Consider the following 19,713-nt stretch of genomic DNA (forward strand, 5'->3'; position numbering starts at 1 on the left):
CTCGAAACTAATTCTGGAGTGAAATCATGTCTATTCCTTCCATGTGGAAAATCATCCGCTCGCCGAGCACCCACCTGAGTCTGGGTGTGCTGACGCTGGGCGGATTTATGGCCGGTGTGGTGTTCTGGGGTGCCTTCAATACCGGGCTCGAAGCCACCAATACCGAAGAGTTCTGTATCAGCTGTCACGAGATGGAGGCCAACGTCTATCAGGAGCTGCAAGAGACCGTGCACTGGTCCAACAACTCCGGTGTTCGGGCCACCTGTCCTGACTGTCACGTCCCTCACAACTGGACCGACAAGATCGCCCGTAAGATGCAGGCCAGCAAAGAGGTGTTCGGCAAACTGTTCGGCACTATCGATACCCGCGAGAAGTTTCTCGACAAGCGGCTCGAGCTGGCGCAGCACGAATGGCAGCGCTTCTCGGCCAACAAGTCGCTGGAATGCCGCAACTGCCACGATTACAACAGCATGAACTTCGACAACATGTCGGAGAAAGCCCAGGTCCAGATGCGTCGCGCCGCCGAGCGTGATCAGAGCTGTCTGGACTGCCACAAAGGCATTGCCCACGAACTGCCGGACATGCTTGAAGGGGTCTCCGAAGCCTTTGCCCAGCTGGAGCAGGGTGCCGCGGTATCCGGCTTCGACACCGGTAAAACCTATTACAGCATCCGCCAGCTACCGATCTACGAAGACCCGCAATTGGCGGTCGAAGCCGGTCAGCTGAATGCGGCTACCCCGGTCAAGGTGCTGGAGATCGACGGTGACAGCCTCAAGGTCGAGCTGAGCGGTTGGCGTCGGACCAAGGGCTTTGGTCGGGTTATCAACGAAGACTTCGGCTTCAACATCTCCTCCGGCCACCTGTCCAAGGCCGCGGCCCAGAACGATCAACTGGTTTCCGGCTTCGAGCGAAAAGAGGACGACATGACCGGGCTGGAATGGGAGCGGATCAACGCGGTGGTCTGGATGCGGGCCGGTTCCCTGGCCGAGTCCACCGAGATGATCTGGGACTATGCCAAAGAGACTTACCAGAGCAGCTGTAGCGTCTGCCACACCCAGCCCGATGAGAACCACTTCGACGCCAACACCTGGCCGGGGATGTTCAACGGCATGCTGTCCTTCGTCAACCTCGACGGTGACAGCCAGGCGGTGATCCTGAAGTACCTGCAGAAACATTCGTCCGATTTCTCCGACGACAAGCATTGAAACCCCGGCGCGCGGGCAGGGATAGCCGTAAGTCGCGCTCTTCAGATCACTGAAGCAGAACGAATTTGAAAATTTAAGGAGCACATTATGTCCATCAACAGACGTAATTTTCTAAAAGGCATCCTGGCTTCATCGGCGGCTTCGATGGTTGGGCCCAGCCTGCTGGTTCGCAGCGCTCAGGCCGCCGAAACCGATCCGGGCATCTGGCGCATTACCGGCTCCCACTGGGGCGCCTTCCGGGCCCGGATCTACGGCGGCAAGGTGGTTGAAGTGAAGCCGTTCGAGATGGATTCCCACCCCACCGATATGCTCAACGGCATCGAAGGGATCATCTACAGCCCGTCTCGGGTGCGTTATCCGATGGTGCGCTACGACTGGTACAAGAACCGCCATAACAGCGACACCAGCCAACGGGGCGACAACCGCTTTATCCGGGTGACCTGGGACGAGGCGCTGGACCTGTTCTACCAGGAGCTGGAACGAATCCAGACCCAATACGGCCCCTGGGCGCTGCATGCCGGTCAGACCGGTTGGCGCCAGACTGGCCAGCTACACAGCTGCGGCAACCATATGCAGCGGGCGGTGGCGATGCACGGCAACTTCATCAAGAAGGTGGGGGATTATTCCACCGGCGCCGGACAGACCATCCTGCCCTACGTGCTGGGCTCCACCGAGGTCTACGCCCAAGGCACCTCCTGGCCGCTGATCTTGGAGAACAGTAAGCTGATCGTGCTCTGGGCCAACGACCCGGTGAAAAACCTGCAGGTCGGTTGGGCCTGCGAGACCCACGAGTCTTACCGCTACCTCGACCAGCTCAAGCAGAAGGTCGCCGACGGCGAGATCCGGGTGGTCAGCATCGACCCGGTACGCAGCAAAACCCAGAAGTTCCTCGGCTGCGAGCAGCAGTACATCAACCCGCAGACCGATGTGCCGATGATGCTGGCGATCGCCCATACCCTCTATACCGAGCAGCTGCACGACCAGAAATTCCTCGATACCTACTGTCTGGGTTTCGAGCGCTTCGTGCCCTACCTGCTCGGTGAGTCCGAAGACAAGGTCGAGAAGACCCCAGAGTGGGCCGCCGAGATCTGTGGCGTCGACGCCGACGTGATCCGGGAACTGGCCCGGGCGATGGCGGCGGATCGGACCCAGCTGCTGTTCGGCTGGTGCATCCAGCGTCAGCAGCATGGCGAGCAGCCCTACTGGATGGGTGCGGTGCTGGCGGCTATGCTGGGTCAGATCGGTCAACCCGGTGGCGGAGTCAGTTATGCCCACCACTACAGCTCGATCGGGGTGCCCTCCTCCGGTGCCAGCGGTCCGGGTGCGTTCCCGCGTAACCCGGATCAGGGCCAGAAGCCGATCCACGACAACGATGACTTCAACGGCTACAGCAAGACCATTCCGGTGGCGCGCTGGGTCGATGCGATCCTGGAGCCGGGCAAGCAGATCGACTACAACGGCGGCAAGGTGACGCTGCCGAACCTCAAGATGATGGTGATCTCCGGCTGTAATCCCTGGCACCACCACCAGGATCGCAACCGGATGAAGCAGGCGTTCCGCAATCTGGAAACCGTGGTCACGATCGATTTTAACTGGACCGCTTCGTGCCGGTTCTCCGACATCGTGCTGCCAGCCTGTACCCAGTTCGAGCGCAACGATATCGACCAGTACGGCTCCTACAGTACCCGCGGCATCCTGGCGATGCAGCGACTGGTGGACCCGCTGTTCCAGTCCCGTACCGATTTCCATATCTTCACCGAGCTGTGCCGTCGTTTCGGCAAGCACAAGGAGTACAGCCGCGGTAAGGGCGAGATGGAATGGCTGCGCGAACTCTACGAGGGTTGTCGCGACGCCAACAAAGGCAAGTTCGCGATGCCGGAATTCGCCCAGTTTTGGGACGAGGGCTATGTCGACTTCGGTGCCGGCAAGCCCTGGACCCGCCACGCCGACTTCCGCGACGATCCGGAGCTGAAGGCACTGGGTACCCCGTCCGGCTTTATCGAGATCTTCAGCCGTAAGATCGACCGCTACGGCTACGATAACTGCAAGGGGCATCCGATGTGGTTCGAAAAGAGCGAGCGCTCCCACGGTGGGCCCGGCTCCGATCGCTTCCCGCTGTGGCTGCAATCCTGCCACCCGGACCAGCGACTGCACTCGCAGATGTGCGAATCCGAAGCCTACCGCAGCACCTATAGCGTGCAGGGCCGTGAGCCGATCTACCTGAGCCCGGAAGATGCCCGTCGTCGCGGTATCCGCGATGGTGATCTGGTGCGGGTCTATAACGATCGCGGCCAGCTGCTGGCCGGGGCGCGGGTGACCGATGATTTCGCCCCGGGTGTGGTGCGGATCCACGAAGGGGCCTGGTACGGACCGCTGGATGCGTCCATAGGTTCGCTGGATACCTACGGCGATCCGAACACCGTGACCCAGGATATCGGCGCTTCCAAGCTGTCCCAGGCCACCAGTGCCAACACCTGTCTGGTCGAGATCGAGAAATATGTCGGCGAGGTGCCGCCGGTGACCGCCTTCGGTGGCCCGGTGGAAGTGCGCTAGCGAGAAGTTTGGCCGCTAATGGCGGCCACAATCAACGGCGGTCCTAAGGACCGCCAAGGCTCTGAACAGCGAGGAATCTCATGAACAGTTTCAGCGAATTGTCAGAAACGCGGGCCAGTATCTACTGGTGGTTTTCGACCCTGTTTGCCAGCGAGCTGAACGATGAACAGCTGCAGGCCTATTGCGGTGAGGAAGGCCGTGACTTTCTGCAAGGTCTGGCGGATAACGGCTTGAGCGAAGAGGTCGGCGCGCTGCAGCAGGCATTACAGCAGATGGCAGCGCAGGACCAGCCCCGACTGGAGCTGGCGGCCGATTTTACCCAGTGCTTTCTGGTGGATCAGAAGAGCTCGGCATTGCCCTATGCCTCGGTCTACCTGTCCGACGACGGCCTGCTGTACCAGCAACCCCACCTGGATATGCTCGACCTGCTCCAGTCCGAAGGGTTGGCGGTTAACGAGGGCATGAACGAACCGGCCGACCACTTGGCGATCATGTTGGATTATCTGGGCAACCTGGTGATGCAGGGGGTGAATTCGAGCTCCGATGCCGAGCAGGGCATGCTGCTCGAGAAGCAGCTGCGCTTTATCGAGCAACAGCTGATGAGCTGGGTACCGGCCTTTGTCGAGCGGGCGACATCTCTGAACAACACCCGCGTCTACCCCCAGGTGGCGGTGCTGCTGCTGGGCTATCTGGGCTTGGATCAGGCCTACCTGCGGGAGTGGATCGGCTAATCCTGATGGCCGTTGCCGCGCTTTTTGCAGCTGGGGTTGAGGGTCAGCACGTTACTGGCTTTGGCCGGGACGAACTGGGCATTGATCTGTTCGACCGGCAGCGGTTTAGCGCATAGATAGCCTTGACCGGTCTGACAGCCGAAGCGGGTCAGGTCCTGCTCCTGCCTCTCGGTCTCTATCCCTTCGGCGACTACGTTTAGCCCCAGCGAACGACCGAGTTGGATGATGTTTCGCAGGATGATGCCGGTGGCGGCGTTTTGCTGGTACTGGTCGACAAAGCTCTTGTCGATTTTCAGGGTATTGATCTGCAGATCGCGCAGGTAACTCATCGATGAGAAGCCGGTGCCGAAGTCGTCGATGGCGATCGTCACGCCCAGTTTCTTCAGATTGGCCAGCACTTCGCGGCTGTAGTCGCTGTCCTCCAGCAGGGCATGCTCGGTGATCTCGATCTCCAGCGCATCACCGCTGACTTGATGCCGGGTCAGCAGTTCGACCACGGTGCTGAGGAAGTCCTGCCGATGGAAGGTGTAGGGGGAGATGTTGACGGCCACCTGCTTGAGCTTGAAGCCCTGGGCGTGCCACCGCAGGGTCTGCTTCAGGGCGTCTTCGAGTACCAGGTAATCGATCAGGTGGATCAGACCGATCTTCTCGGCCACTTCGATAAACTGGTCCGGGGCGATCAGGCCGTGTTCGGGGTGCTGCCAGCGCACCAGGGCTTCAAGGGCCGTGACCTCCTTGGTTTGCAGGTCCCACTGGGGCTGGAAATAGGCGATCAGTTGGCGCTCTTGCAGGGCTTCACGCAGGTCGTGTTCGATGGTGATGCGCTGCTGTACGCTGGTCGATAGCGACTGGCTATGCAGCTCAAACCGGTTCCGACCCATCTCCTTGGCGTGATACATGGCCGAGTCGGCCGACAGCATCAGGGCTTCGGCGTTATCGCCGTCGTCGGGGTAGATCGCCACCCCGATACTGGCGGTGACGTAGGAAGTCACCTCGCCGAGCCGGAACGGCTGGCTCATCTCACTGGTCAGGCGGGAGGCGATCTCCTGGGCCGTCTCGACGGCATGGCTTTGGCCCTTGAGGGTTTTCAGCAGCACCATAAACTCGTCACCACTGATCCGGGAGGCGCTATCCAGTTCGCGCAGGCAGCGGCTGATCCGTTCGGCAGTCTGCTGCAATAGCTGATCACCGGCCTGGTGACCGTAACGATCATTGGTGGTTTTGAAGTGATCCAGATCGATAAACAGCAGCGCAAAGCTGGTTCCCATTCGCTTCGACTCGAGGATGGTCTGGGCCAGGCGGTCGGTGAACAGGGCTCGGTTGGGCAGTTGGGTCAACGGGTCATAGTTGGCGCGGAAATTCAGCTCCAGATTCTTCTGTTCGATCTCGTGATTGGATTCCGACAGCGACTGCAGTAGTTGCTGTTTCTGTCGCTCGCGCTGATACAGGGCCACGCTGAACAGTAGCGCCAGCAGCGTCGCCAGCACCAGGATGGCGCCGCCGGCAATCTTGAACTGCCTCAAATCGGCGGCGATCCGGCCTTGAATATCCTGCTGGACAAAATTGGCCTCGCGGATAAACGACTGGAATATCCGGTCGAACTCCTGGTCAAGATCCGAACCGGCTTCGGAGCCACTGAGGTTCTCGTAGCGCTGCACCGCGATCTGACGGAAATTCTCCAGCTTGGCTCTGACCAGGGTAATCGCCTCACGTAATGCCGGCTCATTCAGGGGCTGATAGCTGTGATTGTTTCGGCGGCCTCCGCGAAGCAGGGCTTCGGCATACCAGTCCGCCTGCTCGATATGGGTCCATACCGAGCTGATCGACTCGTTGCGATCGCCGGAGAGAATCTCTTCGAACCACAGGTGGGCGGTGGTCGCCTCCAGCTTGATATTCATCACCGCGTGCATCTGGGGCACATGGTGGGCGTCCATCCGATTGCCCTGGTAGAACAGGAACGACATCGCCAGCAAAAAAATGAAGGCGCTGATGCTGGTGGTGATCACCAGCCGGCGAGGGTTGAGTGCGTGTTGCTCCGGCATATCAACATCCCTATCAATTGGTACAACAACAGCAAGTCCTAGCTATTGATCGGATTAAATCATCCTGACCGGTGTTTTTCGAGGTGTGCTTTCAGTGTCGGGGCTTTGTTGGATTTTTGTCGGAACTTTACGCCCCATAAATTGATTCTAGTGGAGGATCGGCGATTTCGCTGCCGCTTTGCAGAGTGCTTTCGAGATTAATCCAACCCAGTCGTCAATTAGCTGCTATACCCTTACTGGTAGGGCTGTTATTGAGGCTAAGATTCTTGGTTGCTGTCCGGATCATCAGTCGCAGAGGTTAACCCCATGCAGCGAACTCTATGGGCACTGTTGTTGGTGCTGATCCTGGGTAGGGCGAACGCGGAAGCGCTCGACGATGGCTGTGCTTCGTCGCTGGAGCAGATTCAGTGGCTGAGCGAGCATTATGCGCCCTACAACTTCGTCGGCGAGCAGGGCAAACCGACCGGGATGACCACGGAGATCCTGCTGACCCTGTTCAAACGGCTGGGTGCCAAGGTGGATGCCGAGAGCATCGTCTTCCTGCCCTGGGCCCGCTCCTACCGGACCATCCAGATCCGGCCGGATCATGGCTTGTTCTCCACCACCATTACACTGCAGCGCGAGAAGCTGTTTACCTTTGTCGGTCCGATCGTGCCGATCACGGTGGCGTTGATCGCCAAACGCGACAAGCAACTGCGGATCAGCTCGGTGGAAGATATGAACGATCTGAGAATCGGCACGGTGAAAGACGACATCGGCGAGCAACTACTGCTTGAAGCCGGGGTGAATCCCCAAGTCATTCAGCGGACCAGCTATGCGGATAATCTAGTGATCCAGCTGATTCGGGGCCGTTTGGATGCCATTGCCTATGCCTCGCAACCCACCTTCTACTACATGAATCAGCTTGGCGATAAGGCCAGCGACTACGAACTGATCCATGTCTTCAGCGAGGGGCAGATGGGGGTGGCGTTTCACCCCGCCACCGATCCGCTGGCCATTGCCTGCCTGCAGGAAGCGCTGAATCAGCTGAAGGCCGAAGGCGGGGTGGAAGCGGTGATCAACCGTTATATCGGAGAGCTGCCGCAAAGCGAATAGCCTCAGCCCAAGACTCAACCGAAAAGCCCGCCGTGCATGAAACACGAGCGGGCTTTTGCTTGGAACCTAGGATTGATCGGCGAAAGCGATGGATCAGGAGGTCATCATCGTCGGCAGGTACAGCACGATCGACGGATACAGGGTGATCAGAACGATGGCGAGCGCGATCATAAAGAAGAACGGCAGTGCCGCCTTGGCGACGTAGAAGATGTTCTTGCCGGTCAGGGCCTGGATCACGAACAGGTTGAAGCCCACCGGCGGGGTGATCTGCGACATCTCCACCACCAGCACCAGGAAGATACCGAACCAGAGCAGGTCGATATTGGCCTGGGTCACCATCGGCAGTACTACCGAGGTGGTCAGAACGATCACCGAGATCCCGTCGAGGAAGCAGCCCAGCACCACGAAAAATACGGTCAGGTAGATGATCAGCTCCACCGGCGACAGGCCCAGTTGGGCGATCCAGCTGGCCAGCGCGTTGGGGATTCCGATAAAGCCCATCGCCAGGGTCAGGAAGTGGGCGCCGACCAGAATCAGCCCCAGCATGCAGGAGTTTTTGACCGCACCGGCGATGCTGTCCAGCAGCCCGTTCAGGCTGAAGCTGCCCAGCAGTGCCGACAGCAGCAGCGAGCCGGCGACGCCGAAGGCGGCGGCTTCGGTGGGGGTGGCGATACCCTGGTAGATAGAGCCCAGTACCGCGGTGATCAGAAACACGATGGGAATCAGTTTCTTCAGTGAGCGTAGCTTTTCCGAGAAGCTGTAGCTGACATTGTCGGCGGTCTTGCCCTGGCGGCCCTGAATCAGTGTCCAGACCGCGGTGAAGGCCATAAACAGCAGGATCAGGACCAGACCGGGGAAGACACCGGCCAGGAACAAGCGGGCGATCGAGACTTCGGCCGAGACGCCGTAAACGATCAGGATGATCGACGGCGGGATCAGCAGGCCGAGGGTGCCGGAACCGGCCAGGGTGCCGATCGACATGGCATCGTCGTAACCGCGGCGGGACAGTTCCGGCAGGGTCATCCGGCCGATGGTGGCGGCCGTTGCCGCCGAGGAGCCGGAAACCGCGGCAAAGATGCCGCAGCTGAGAATATTCACGTGCAGCAGTTTGCCCGGCAGCTTCGACAGCAGCGGGGACAGGCCTTCGAACAGATCCTGCGACAGCCGGGTGCGGAACAGGATCTCACCCATCCAGATAAACAGCGGCAAGGCGGTCAGCGACCAGCCGGTCACGGCGCTCCAGGACGAGGTGCCCAGCAGCAAGCCGATGCTGTCATTACCGATCAAGGCCAAGCCGATGACCGAGATGCCGGTCAGGGTCAGTGCAACCCAGATACCGCTGGTCAGCATCAGCAGCATGCTGGCGACGACGATGGCGCCTACGATTGAGATATCCATGATCGTTACTCCGTGGTGCCCAGGGCATCTTCATGGGCGATAAAGCCGGGGGTTTTACCCTGCAACGCGGCCAGGAAACTGTCGGTGATGGCGATAAAAAAGAACACCGAGCCCAGTGCCATCGGCAGCTGTACCAACCACAGCGGAACTGCCAGATAGGTGTCGGTCACATCGTTGTAGATGTAGGACTCGTACGCGGTATAGGCGGTGTAGTAGGCCAGGTAGCCGCTGATCAGCAGGCCGGCGCTGAGGTTGAAGAACTCAACCAGGCGGCGGCTGGGGCCGCTGAGCCGCGACAGCAGGATGGTTACCCGGATGTGGTTACCGCTGTTGAAGGTGTAGGCCAGGCCGAAGAAGATCGTGGCCGATAACAGCCAGCCGGCGAAGTCCTCCGAGGAGGGGATGATAACGCCGAAGAAACGGGCGATTATCTGGGCAAGAATCAACAGCGTCATCACCACCAGGCAGGTGCCCGAGAGCACCAGGGAGGTGGTGTAGAAGGTTTTTTTCAGCGTCAACATGGTCGTGTCCCGATCCGGTTACTGCGTCGATGGGCTTCGTTCAACGCGCCGGATTTTTTTATCGTTTTGACTGCAGAAGTTTGACTGCAGAGGTAGCGCAGAGCCGTCCGCGATGCGGACAGCTCTGCGTCGGGGGCTTACATCGACTGGTAGGAGTCCATCACGCTCTTGCCGGTGTCGCCGGCTTCGTTGAGCCACTCATCGATCATGGTGGCGCCGATCTTCTCCAGTTCGGAAACCAGTTGAGCGCTGGGCTCGGTCACCTTGATGCCGTTTTCGGCCAGGGCATCGGTATGCTCAATCGCCAGCTTGCGGCCCAGGGCCCAACCTTTCTTCTCGGCATTGGCCGCCGCAGTCAGGATCACCTGCTGGGTCGCTTGATCCAGACGGTCGAACACGCGCTTGTTGGCGAACACCATGTTCTTCGGAATCCAGGCGTGGATGGTGGTGAAGTGGGAGATGTAGTCCCAGCTCTGGCTGTTAACCCCGGTGCTGGGCGAGGTGATCATCGCTTCCACCGCGTTGGTGGTGAACGCCTGGGCCACATCGCTGAACGGGATATTGACCGGGGTGGTGCCCATCAGGTCGGCCAGTCGTGAAGTGGTCGGGCTGTAGGAGCGCATCTTCATGCCGGACAGGTCGGCCAGGCTGTTGACCGGCTTGTTCGAGTACAGGTCCTGGGCCGGCCATGGCGAGGTGTAGAGCAGGATCAGGTTCTCTTTGGCCAGGGCCTTGTTGAGGGCCGGCTTGGAGGCTTGGTAGAGCTTCTCGGCGCTGTCGAAATCGGTGGCCAGGAAAGGAATATTGTCGAGCTTGAAGATCGGGTTGATGTTGCCAAGACGACCGATAAAGACCTCACCGATCGGCACCTGACGGGTTTTGACTGCGCGGTGGATTTCCGGATGCTTGATCAGCGAACCGCCGGAATGAACATTGACCGTCAGCTTACCGTTGGCGTTGGCGTTGATCTCTTCGGCAAAGCTTCGAGCCACCTGGGTTTGGTGGGTTCCGTCACCGTAGGGGGTCGGCATGTCCCAGCGGGTCGCGGCGGAGGCGGTGCTGGTTGCTCCCAGGGTCAGAATCGAGGCGAGCAGAGCTGCTGTTGTTTGGGTAAACCGTTTCATTGTTGTTCTCCAGATCTGTGTGATTAAGCAATACCGAAGACGGTTGCTGTATCGGCTATTGCAAGCCTGGGGCCAGATCTGGATAAAGAAAAAGTTTCTTTTAAAACAACGAACTAAAAGTTAATAAATGAGGTTGGTAAGCTCGGCATGAGTCACTTCTGACTCGCCGGTCGGGCTGCTGATGTGTCAGTTTTGACTCAACTGTCGAGGTAATCACCGCGCTCGAGCTGGTACTTCTTCATCCGCAGGTAGAGTTTCTTGCGCGGGATACCCAGCGCCTGGGCGGTCAGTTCGATCTGGCCGTTTTGAGCTTTCAGCGCCGCGATGATCACCTCGCGCTCGTAGCCGGCGATCAGGTCGTCGAGGTTGCCCTCGGTCGGCACCGAGGCCGGGGCCTGGTTGAGCAGGGTGTCGCCGGTGAACGGCAGTCCCAATGCCCAGCGCTCGGCGGCGTTGCGCAGCTCGCGAACATTACCGGGCCAGCTCTGCAGGCACAGTTGCTGCAGCAGCAGTTCGGGCACCGGCTTGTGGTCGCGACCGTAGTGCTGGCAGGCCTGGTCGGCAAAATGGGTGAACAGCAGCGGGATATCGTCCTTGCGCTGGTCCAGACTGGGGATATCGATGTTGGCCACGTTAAGACGGTAATACAGGTCTTCACGGAAGCTGTGTTGGTCGGCGGCCTCGCGCAAGTCGACCTTGCTGGCGGCAATGACCCGGATATCGATCGGAATCTCGGCATTGCCGCCGAGTCGTTGCAGGGTGCGTTCTTGCAATACCCGCAGCAGCCGCACCTGCAGTGATGGCGGCATGCTCTCGATCTCGTCCAGAAACAGGGTGCCGCCGCTGGCGTGTTCGATCTTGCCGATCCGCTGCTTGTTGGCACCGGTGAAGGAGCCGGCCTCGTGGCCGAACAGCTCGCTCTCGATCACCGACTCGGTCACCGCACCGCAGTTGAGGGCCACAAAGGGCTTGTCCTTGCGGGGGCTGAAATCGTGCAGGCAGCGCGCCACCACCTCTTTGCCGGTGCCGGTTTCGCCGTGGATGATCAGGTCGACGTCGATCTGGGCCAGCTGCATCACCGCATCCCGCAGTCGAACCATTGCCTCGGTCTGGCCGACCAGGCGATGATCGAGCTGGCTCTGGCCATCGATGCTTTGCCGCAGTCGGCGGTTCTCCAACACCAGTTCGCGCTTCTGCCAGGCCCGCTCGACCGTATTGAGCTGGTGCTGCGGATCGTCGTTCTTCTCCAGGAAATCGTAAGCGCCCTGGCGGATCGCCTGGATCGCAATGGCGATATCGGCGTGGCCGCTGAACATGATCACCGGAATTTCCGCGTCGATCTCAAGAATCTTCTGCAACACCTCCAGTCCGTGCATGATGTCCATCCGAACATCGCAGATCACCACACCCAGCCAGTTCATCGACAGCTGCTCCAGAGCCTGCTGCGGGTCTTCCACCGCCGTTGCCTGGTAGCCCTCCAGATCGAGGGTCTGGATCATCGATTCACGGACGATCTCCTCGTCGTCGATGATGATGACCTGGCCTTTAGCGGTGACTGCACTCATGAGTTGTCTCGTTTTATCTCTCGTGATGTCTTTGGTTATTTGTCGCGTTGATGGCGGGGTAGCTGGATACGGAAACTGGCGCCGCCGTCATGATCGTCATTGACCGTCAGTCTGCCGCCGAAGTTCTTGATGATGTTATACGAAATCGACAGCCCGAGCCCGAGGCTCTGGTTGCGCCTCTTGGTGGTGAAGAAGGGCTCGAAGATCTGCTCGCGCAGTGCGTCGCTGATGCCGGGGCCGTTGTCGCTGACATCGATCTCGATCCGGTCGTTGCGATGGTGGCAGTGAATCCAGATGCACTTATCGGGTTGCTCGTGCATCGCGTCCAGTGCGTTGGTGATCAGGTTCAGGATCACCTGCTCCAGCTGGACTTCATCGGCTTTGACCCGATTGTCGTCCTGATCAAAGCGGATCTCGATTTGGGTCTGCTTACGGACCTCGTCCCCCTCCAGCAGCATCAACACGTTGTCGATCACCCGGTGTAGATCGACCACCGCCAGATTGACCGGCTGGTTGCGGGCCAGGGATTTGAGTCGGGTGATGATGGTGGTGGCGCGCTTGGTCAGGTTGGCGATCTGATTGAAGTTTTTCTCGGTATCCTCCAGCCGACCGGCTTTGAGCAACCGCACGCCGTTGTGGGAGTAGTGACCGATGGCCGACAGCGGTTGGTTGATCTCATGGGCGATACCGGCGGATAACTGCCCCAGTGCCGCCAGCTTACCGGCTTGCACCAGCTCCTCCTGCAGGGTGCTGAGCTGATCCCGGAAACTGATCAGCGAGCGTGCCATGGCGCCGATCTCATCGTGCCCTTTGACCGACACAGGCTCCTCCAGATGGCCGTTGGCGATCGAGCGCATGCTGGCATCCAGGCTGGTGATCCGCGCCACCATGTAGCGACCGACATAGAGCCAGACCACCAGAATCGAGAACAGCAGACTCACGGCCACCATCAGCAGCATCCAGAAGCGGCCTTTCTGGATTGTTTCTCGGGCGCTGATCGCCGAGGCCTGGGCCGATTCCTCAACCCGGTTGGTCTGCAGTGCGATCAGATGGTTGAGCCCTTCCAGCTCGTCACCCATCTGGCTCAGTAGCCCCTGACCGGCCTCCAGGGTAGAACGCTCCTGGCTTCGCAGCCGGAACATGTTGTTATCGCCATGGGTCAGGAACACGATATTGGTGATGGTCTGCTTCAGGGTTTGGGCACCCTGGATATTGCCCAATGCTTGGATCGCCTGCTGGATCTGGCGGGTGATCTCGTCGGCATGGGTCTGGGTGGCGATCAGTGAGTTCAGGTCCGGCAGATGCTGGGCCCGATCGACCAGGTTGATCAGCAGGTTGACGTCGGCTTTGATCTGGAACAGCCGCTGCAGGTCCACCTTGAGGTTGCTGGCCTGATCCTGGCCCAGGCTGTTGATCACGATCCAGGAATCCGGGAAGTCCTGATTGTAGTAACTGGCCAGACTTTTCTGGACGTTGTCGGCCAACAGGTTGATCTCATTCAGAAAGTTAGAGGCGATCCAGCGCAGGCGCTGGTTCTCGGCGCGTTTCTGCCGTTGTACGGCAAACCGCTCCAGCACGTTGGTATCCAGCGCGGCCAGGGTGGATCTGAGCGTGGCGATCCGATCGACCAGACTGCTGATCGTCGCCGGATCGCGGGTGTGCTCGGCGATCTGCGGCAGCAGGTCGGTCATGGCGGTGATGTTCTGATGCAACTGCTGCCAGATCTGTTGACGACCGGGGTCATCACCGGCGGCCAGCAGGGTGGGCGCCAGCAGGGTGATTTTGCTGCCGCGCTCGCGCAGATCGGCCATCAGCCCGAGGGTTTTGATATTCTCCTCGACCACCTGATTGAGCTCGTCGCCGAGGCGATTATAGGAGACCCAGCTGATGATGCTGGCCAGCAGGGTCAGTGCACTCAGGGCGCAAAATGCGATGAAAAAGCGGCCACGGATTCCCAGCCGACGACTTCGAGTCATAGAAAAACTGCCTTGATCGGTCTGCTCTGCATCATACGCCATGGTTCCACCGAATGAGAAAGTGGGACAGAAAAATCCCGCTATCCGTGGTCATGGCTTCCAGCGGAAGGCGTAGTTAATCGGTTGGAATCAAGCTACTCTGGAGCCTGAACACTGGGATCGGATCAAGGTAAGTATCGCTGTCACTTATGAATGGGTTAACACAACAATCTTGCTCGCTGGCTCGCTCAGTGGTCCTGAGTCTGATGCTCGCTTTGATCAGTCTGCCGCTTCAGGCCGGGGATACCCAGATCATCAAGGCGGTCGGTACCTGGGACTATTTCACCAATTACCAGAAGCACGAAGGGCCGTTCTGGAACCAGCATATCGCCGAGGTCTCGGAAGGGACCATTGTCGGCGAGATCAACCCCCACACCGAGCTGGGATTGCAGGGCTTCGAGATCATGCGACTGGTGAAGAAGGGGGTGTTTGATTTCGCCTTTGGTTTGCCCGGTTATGTGGTGCCCGAGAGTGAGATCTTCGAAGGCGCCGACCTCTCATCCTTGGTGCAGAACATCGCGGTGCAGCGTCAGGTTGCCGATGCCTATTTCCATACCCTGGAGCTGGCGTTTGCGGAGAAGTACAACGCCAAGCTGATGATGCTGTATCCGTTCCCGAGTCAGATGCTCTGGTGCAGCAGTCCGGTGCGCAGTGTGGCCGATCTGAAGGGCAAGCATGTGCGGGTGTTCCTGACCACATTGGGCGATTTTATTGAAGGAGCCGGTGGGGTGCCGGTCAGTGCACCGTTCAACGATGTAACCGACGCATTGGAGAGTGGGATCTTCGATTGCGTGATCACCGGGACCATGTCGGCCTATACCGGTCAGCTCTACAAGGTGGCGCCCTACGGTTTTACGCTAAGGGTTGGTTGGGGGCTGGCGTTCGGTGCCATGAACCTGAACAAGTGGAATCGGTTGAGCCCGGAGCAACAGGCGTTACTGGAACGTGAGCTGGCGCAGCTGACCGACAACATGTGGCGCGAGACGGCGACCGAAGATGCGATCGCGCTGGCCTGTCTGGCCGACGGCCCCTGTCCGATTGGAGAGGTCGGTAACATGGAACTGTTCACCCCGTCCGATGTGGACCTGGAAGCCCGCAGCCAGATCGCCCGCGAAGTGGTGCTGCTCCGTTGGGCTCAGCGTTGCGGCCCCGATTGTGCGGCGAACTGGAACCGAACGGTCGGTAAAGTGCTGGATTTGAGGGCGCAGGCGACCGCCCAGTAACCGGCTGGGGGGCTCCCGTCAGTCGGCCGCATTCACCCGGCAGGCCATCAGCTGCGGCTCCCAACTCGGATCTCGCTCAGGGGCGATAATCTCGATGCGGCTTTCCAGGCTGTCGTCGAGTTCGATCTCGGTCAGAGCATCGCGGGTCAGGTTGTAGCCGAAGATCCCCTCTTCGGTGATAAACACCGCTTTCATCCGCTCGGCGTCCAGGCCGCTGAGGAAGTTCATCAGTTTGGCGCGATCGAAAACCTCGTCGGCGTTGAAACGCCAGCCGACACTCTCAAAGCCTTCACCCTGGTTCTCGGCCTTCAGGAAACCGTTGTCCGGAATGGGCGCTTCGGAGAGACCCGGAGCCGAGCTGTGGTGATGGTGGCCGGCGTCGTCTGCCTCGGGCATCGCCGCCCGGGAGGCACCGTTCAGCAGCGCCGGTGCCAGCTCGCCCTGTGCGGTGAACAGCACCGAGACGTCGGGCCGCGCCTGCTGCGCCACATAGGCTTCCAGCTTGGCGTGGTCACCGGTCTGGTAGAGGTCCTGCTTGTTGCCGACGATCAGGTCGGCGATGGCGATCTGCTGGTTAAAGGTGGGGTGGTCGGTATAGCGGCTATCACCGAGCTGGCGAGCATCGACCAGGGTGATGATCTGCTGCAACGACAGCACGTCGCGGTAATGCTCGGCCGATAGCGACTGAACCACCTCCAGCGGATGACCGAGGCCGGTCGGTTCGATCAACAGCCGGTCCGGCTTAGCCCGGCTGAGCAGCATATTCAGCGCGATCTGCATCGGCAGGCCGGCGGCGCAGCACATGCAGCCTCCGGGCACCTCGCGGATAAAGACTCCGCTCTGTTCGCCGTGCTGACCTTCGAACAGGCTGCCGTCGACGCCGATCTCACCGAACTCGTTGACCAGCACCGCCCAGCGCTCATCGGCAGGCTTCTGCGCCAATAGCTGCAGGATTGCGGTGGTTTTCCCCGCCCCCAGAAAGCCGGTCAGGATATTGGTGGGTACGGCCAGAATCTTAGTCACAGAATATTCTCGGGTTGGATGCGCTTGGGCATCGATTGGTGATTGTGGCCTGTAGGGCTGCACCCCGGGAGTGGGAATCAGCGAGGCTCAAGTATTAAGGATCGTTATAATATAACGGTTCGAGGAACGGGCCAATCGGCGTGATGGGAAGAGCAGGTTTCAGTCGGAAGGAGGCAGGTTGCAACGCCCGATCGGCTGAATCGAACGTTGCGTCCTCTGGTCAGGATAACGGAGTGGTGGCTTACTCGGTCCGCTCGAACACCAGATCCCAGACTCCGTGACCCAGGCGTTCGCCGCGGCGCTGGAACTTGGTGTCGGGGCGGCTCTCGGGCTGGGGTGAGTACTCACCTTCACCGGCGGCGTTGCGGTAGCCTTCGGCGGCGCTCATCACTTCCATCATGTGCTCGGCGTAGTTTTCCCAGTCGGTGGCCATGTGGAACTTGCCGCCGAGCTTGAGTTTGGCGCGGAAGGTCTGGGCGATTTCGGGCTGCACCATCCGGCGCTTGTGGTGCTTTTTCTTGTGCCAGGGGTCGGGGAAGAACAGCTGGATGCCGTCCAGCGAGCCGTCGGCGATGCAGTCTTTCAGCACCAGCAGCGCGTCATCGTTGTAGACCTTGAGGTTCTTCAGTCCCGCCTTGGCGACATTGTTGAGCAGTCGGCCGACGCCGGGCTTGTGCACTTCGATGCCGATAAAGTTGATCTCCGGGGCCGCCTCGGCCATCGCCAGCAGCGAATCGCCCATGCCGAAACCGATCTCCAGCACGGTCGGCGCTTCGCGCTCGAACACCTTGGCGTAGTCGATCAGGCCATCGGCCAGCTCCAGCCCCAGCGTGGGCCATTGCTCGTCCAGCGCTTTCTGCTGCGCCGGGGTCATGCGTCCGGCGCGCATCACGAAGGTGCGGATCGAGCGCATATGTTTCTGCTCGGCGTTGTCGACCTCGGTTTCGGTCGGGGCAGCGCTGTCGTCAATGATTTCGGGGGTATCGATTTGGTCGGTCATGATTTGCAGTGATCTTCTAGCTATTAACCTGGAGGGCAAATACGCTTCCGCTCTATTTGCCCGTCGCCCCCTAAAACTGGCGTAGTTGCGTGAAACTACTTGTTTTAGGGGGGCTCGCATCGGCTTTCAGCCAATGAAAACACATCCCTGTGTTTGTTATTAACCCGCTGGGCTAATAACAAAAAGGCCGAGCCCGAAGGCTCAGCCCAGTCTTGCCACAACGGGGTGGCGGTTTAGTCCAGCTGGCTCAGGTCGCGAACCGCGCCCTTGTCGGCGCTGGTAGCCATCTTGGCGTAGACCTTCAGCGCGGTGGAGACGGCGCGGGGGCGCTCTTCGGCCGGCTTCCAGCCATCCTTACCCTTGGCATCCATCGCCGCCCGACGGTTGGCCAGCTCTTCATCGCTGAGCAGCACGTCGATGGAGCGGTTCGGGATATCGATCTTGATCCGGTCACCCGGTTCCACCAGGCCGATGGCACCACCGGAGGCGGCTTCAGGGGAGACGTGGCCGATCGACAGACCGGAGGTGCCGCCGGAGAAGCGACCGTCGGTCAGCAGCGCGCACTCTTTACCCAGGCCTTTGGACTTCAGGTAGCTGGTCGGGTACAGCATCTCCTGCATGCCGGGGCCGCCGCGCGGACCTTCGTAGCGGATCACGACGACGTCGCCGGGCTTGACCTTGTCGGCCAGAATGTCGGCCACGGCCTGGTCCTGACTCTCGCAGATGTAGGCGCTGCCTTCGAATACCCAGATGCTCTCGTCGACGCCGGAGGTCTTCACCACACAGCCGTCTGCGGCAATGTTGCCGAACAGTACGGCCAGGCCACCCTCTTTGCTGAAGGCGTTCTCAACCGAGCGGATACAACCGTTGGCGCGATCCGCATCCAGTGAGCCCCAACGGGCCGCCTGGGAGAACGCGACCTGGGTCGGAACCCCACCGGGGCCGGCTTTGTAGAAGTTTTTCACCGCCTCGTCGCCGCAGGTCATGATGTCCCACTTTTTCAGCGCTTCGGCCATAGTCTTGCTGTGGACGGTGGAAACCGAGGTATCGAGCAGGCCGCCGCGATCCAGTTCGGCCAGGATGCCGAGGATACCGCCGGCGCGATGCACGTCTTCGATATGGTACTTCTGATCGTTCGGTGCCACCTTGCAAAGGTACGGAACCTTGCGCGACAGCTGGTCCATGTCGGCCATGGTGAAGTCGACTTCCGCTTCCTGGGCGATCGCCAGCAGGTGCAGGATGGTGTTGGTGGAACCGCCCATGGCGATATCCAGGGTCATGGCGTTTTCGAACGCGGCCTTGGAGCCGATCTCGCGCGGCAGCACGCTGTAGTCGTCCTGCTCGTAGTGACGCTTGGTGATCTCGACGATCTTGCGACCGGCTTCCAGGAACAGCTCTTCGCGGTCGGCGTGGGTGGCAACAACGGTGCCGTTACCCGGCAGCGCCAGGCCCAGCGCTTCGGCCAGGCAGTTCATCGAGTTGGCAGTGAACATGCCGGAGCAGGAACCACAGGTCGGGCACGCGGAGCGCTCGACTTCGTTGACCAGCTCGTCGGAGGCTTCGTCATCGGCCGCCAGTACCATGGCGTCGACCAGGTCCAGGCCGTGATCGATCAGCTTGGTCTTACCGGCTTCCATCGGACCGCCGGAGACGAAAATCACCGGGATGTTCAGGCGCATCGCCGCCATCAGCATTCCGGGAGTGATCTTGTCGCAGTTGGAGATGCACACCAGCGCGTCGGCGCAGTGGGCGTTGACCATGTACTCGACCGAGTCGGCGATCAGGTCGCGAGACGGCAGCGAGTAGAGCATGCCGTCGTGGCCCATGGCGATCCCGTCATCGATGGCGATGCTGTTGAACTCTTTGGCCACACCACCGGCCTTTTCGATCTCCCGTGCTACCAGTTGGCCCATGTCCTTGAGGTGGACGTGGCCCGGTACGAACTGGGTAAAGGAGTTGGCAACGGCGATGATCGGCTTGTTGAAATCATCGTCCTTCATACCGGTGGCGCGCCAGAGTGCACGGGCACCGGCCATGTTACGGCCTTTGGTCGAGGTATTGGAACGGTAGGCGGGCATGGCTGCTCTCTCGTTAATGCTTTGCTTTGGTTTTTCTAGGTCGAGTCTTTCTAGGTCAGATAACCGCCCATTCTAGCAAGGGGGGCGGGGGCTGTTAAGAAAGCTGTGAAGAAGCTCTTACGTGTTTCCTGTGGGGGGCT

General features: G+C 59.9%; 14 protein-coding genes. 5 read left to right on the forward strand and 9 right to left on the reverse strand.

The window, feature by feature from the left end; all coding sequences use genetic code 11:
- The first annotated feature begins 26 nt into the window (after positions 1-26).
- The 3 genes from torC to torD all read left to right on the forward strand — a co-directional run bounded on the left by torC (position 27) and on the right by torD (position 4,489).
- A complete protein-coding gene (gene torC / locus ACO05M_RS03955) occupies positions 27-1,205 on the forward strand; it encodes a pentaheme c-type cytochrome TorC (RefSeq protein WP_421868062.1) in 1,179 nt (392 codons plus the stop codon).
- Positions 1,206-1,292: 87 nt separating this feature from the next.
- Positions 1,293-3,758 carry a trimethylamine-N-oxide reductase TorA gene (torA, locus tag ACO05M_RS03960; protein ID WP_421868064.1) on the forward strand — a complete coding sequence of 822 codons (2,466 nt, stop codon included), beginning with the start codon at positions 1,293-1,295 and terminating at the stop codon, positions 3,756-3,758.
- Positions 3,759-3,838: 80 nt separating this feature from the next.
- Positions 3,839-4,489: a molecular chaperone TorD gene (torD, locus tag ACO05M_RS03965; RefSeq protein WP_421868066.1), complete on the forward strand. Its 651-nt coding sequence runs from the start codon at positions 3,839-3,841 to the stop codon at positions 4,487-4,489.
- On the opposite strand, the gene ACO05M_RS03970 is transcribed toward torD, so the two are convergent.
- On the reverse strand, positions 4,486-6,531 hold the full coding sequence (locus ACO05M_RS03970) for a putative bifunctional diguanylate cyclase/phosphodiesterase (protein WP_421868069.1): 2,046 nt from the start codon (positions 6,529-6,531) through the stop codon (positions 4,486-4,488). The two genes, torD and ACO05M_RS03970, sit on opposite strands and share 4 nt — an antisense overlap.
- Positions 6,532-6,837: 306 nt before the next feature.
- Between ACO05M_RS03970 and ACO05M_RS03975 the strand changes: the two genes are divergently transcribed.
- On the forward strand, positions 6,838-7,626 hold the full coding sequence (locus ACO05M_RS03975; protein WP_421868072.1) for a substrate-binding periplasmic protein: 789 nt from the start codon (positions 6,838-6,840) through the stop codon (positions 7,624-7,626).
- 93 nt (positions 7,627-7,719) lie between these two features.
- Here the strand turns inward: ACO05M_RS03975 and ACO05M_RS03980 are convergent, their stop codons facing one another.
- The 5 genes from ACO05M_RS03980 to ACO05M_RS04000 form a co-directional block, all read right to left on the reverse strand.
- The gene (locus ACO05M_RS03980) at positions 7,720-9,024 is read right to left on the reverse strand and encodes a TRAP transporter large permease (protein WP_421868075.1); all 1,305 of its coding nucleotides are present in this window, start codon (positions 9,022-9,024) and stop codon (positions 7,720-7,722) included.
- Positions 9,025-9,029: 5 nt separating this feature from the next.
- Entirely contained in the window at positions 9,030-9,545 is a 516-nt protein-coding gene (locus ACO05M_RS03985; RefSeq protein WP_421868079.1) for a TRAP transporter small permease, read from the reverse strand.
- Between the two features lie 137 nt (positions 9,546-9,682).
- Positions 9,683-10,669, reverse strand: a complete 987-nt coding sequence (locus tag ACO05M_RS03990; protein WP_421868082.1) for a TRAP transporter substrate-binding protein — start codon at positions 10,667-10,669, stop codon at positions 9,683-9,685.
- A 197-nt stretch (positions 10,670-10,866) separates the two neighbouring features.
- Positions 10,867-12,234 carry a sigma-54-dependent transcriptional regulator gene (locus tag ACO05M_RS03995; RefSeq protein WP_421868084.1) on the reverse strand — a complete coding sequence of 456 codons (1,368 nt, stop codon included), beginning with the start codon at positions 12,232-12,234 and terminating at the stop codon, positions 10,867-10,869.
- A gap of 35 nt (positions 12,235-12,269) precedes the next feature.
- Positions 12,270-14,252 (reverse strand): ATP-binding protein, encoded by a 1,983-nt coding sequence (locus tag ACO05M_RS04000; RefSeq protein WP_421868087.1) that lies wholly within the window; start codon positions 14,250-14,252, stop codon positions 12,270-12,272.
- A 203-nt stretch (positions 14,253-14,455) separates the two neighbouring features.
- Here ACO05M_RS04000 and ACO05M_RS04005 point away from each other — a divergent pair, with 203 nt between their 5' ends.
- Positions 14,456-15,472 carry a TRAP transporter substrate-binding protein gene (locus tag ACO05M_RS04005; RefSeq protein WP_421868090.1) on the forward strand — a complete coding sequence of 339 codons (1,017 nt, stop codon included), beginning with the start codon at positions 14,456-14,458 and terminating at the stop codon, positions 15,470-15,472.
- A gap of 18 nt (positions 15,473-15,490) precedes the next feature.
- Here ACO05M_RS04005 and ACO05M_RS04010 read toward each other — a convergent pair whose 3' ends face one another.
- The 3 genes from ACO05M_RS04010 to ilvD form a co-directional block, all read right to left on the reverse strand.
- Positions 15,491-16,495 (reverse strand): CobW family GTP-binding protein, encoded by a 1,005-nt coding sequence (locus ACO05M_RS04010; protein ID WP_421868093.1) that lies wholly within the window; start codon positions 16,493-16,495, stop codon positions 15,491-15,493.
- A 241-nt stretch (positions 16,496-16,736) separates the two neighbouring features.
- Complete coding sequence (gene trmB, locus ACO05M_RS04015; RefSeq protein WP_421868095.1) at positions 16,737-17,495, reverse strand: tRNA (guanosine(46)-N7)-methyltransferase TrmB; 759 nt, start codon at positions 17,493-17,495, stop codon at positions 16,737-16,739.
- Between the two features lie 233 nt (positions 17,496-17,728).
- On the reverse strand, positions 17,729-19,573 hold the full coding sequence (gene ilvD / locus ACO05M_RS04020) for a dihydroxy-acid dehydratase (protein ID WP_421868097.1): 1,845 nt from the start codon (positions 19,571-19,573) through the stop codon (positions 17,729-17,731).
- Positions 19,574-19,713 lie beyond the last annotated feature (140 nt).

Origin of the sequence: Motiliproteus sp., assembly GCF_965230735.1 — a bacterium.
In the GTDB taxonomy this organism is placed as follows: Bacteria; Pseudomonadota; Gammaproteobacteria; order Pseudomonadales; family Balneatricaceae; genus Motiliproteus.

What these genes read in the sequence shown, in the direction of transcription:
- torA (WP_421868064.1), top strand. Translation starts at nt 1,293, where the DNA reads ATGTCCATCAACAGACGTAATTTTCTAAAAGGCATCCTGGCTTCATCG.
- torC (WP_421868062.1), top strand. Translation starts at nt 27, where the DNA reads ATGTCTATTCCTTCCATGTGGAAAATCATCCGCTCGCCGAGCACCCAC.
- ACO05M_RS03975 (WP_421868072.1), top strand. Translation starts at nt 6,838, where the DNA reads ATGCAGCGAACTCTATGGGCACTGTTGTTGGTGCTGATCCTGGGTAGG.
- ACO05M_RS03980 (WP_421868075.1), bottom strand. Translation starts at nt 9,024, where the DNA reads ATGGATATCTCAATCGTAGGCGCCATCGTCGTCGCCAGCATGCTGCTG.
- trmB (WP_421868095.1), bottom strand. Translation starts at nt 17,495, where the DNA reads ATGACCGACCAAATCGATACCCCCGAAATCATTGACGACAGCGCTGCC.
- ilvD (WP_421868097.1), bottom strand. Translation starts at nt 19,573, where the DNA reads ATGCCCGCCTACCGTTCCAATACCTCGACCAAAGGCCGTAACATGGCC.
- torD (WP_421868066.1), top strand. Translation starts at nt 3,839, where the DNA reads ATGAACAGTTTCAGCGAATTGTCAGAAACGCGGGCCAGTATCTACTGG.
- ACO05M_RS04000 (WP_421868087.1), bottom strand. Translation starts at nt 14,252, where the DNA reads ATGGCGTATGATGCAGAGCAGACCGATCAAGGCAGTTTTTCTATGACT.
- ACO05M_RS04005 (WP_421868090.1), top strand. Translation starts at nt 14,456, where the DNA reads ATGCTCGCTTTGATCAGTCTGCCGCTTCAGGCCGGGGATACCCAGATC.
- ACO05M_RS03970 (WP_421868069.1), bottom strand. Translation starts at nt 6,531, where the DNA reads ATGCCGGAGCAACACGCACTCAACCCTCGCCGGCTGGTGATCACCACC.
- ACO05M_RS03985 (WP_421868079.1), bottom strand. Translation starts at nt 9,545, where the DNA reads ATGTTGACGCTGAAAAAAACCTTCTACACCACCTCCCTGGTGCTCTCG.
- ACO05M_RS03990 (WP_421868082.1), bottom strand. Translation starts at nt 10,669, where the DNA reads ATGAAACGGTTTACCCAAACAACAGCAGCTCTGCTCGCCTCGATTCTG.
- ACO05M_RS03995 (WP_421868084.1), bottom strand. Translation starts at nt 12,234, where the DNA reads ATGAGTGCAGTCACCGCTAAAGGCCAGGTCATCATCATCGACGACGAG.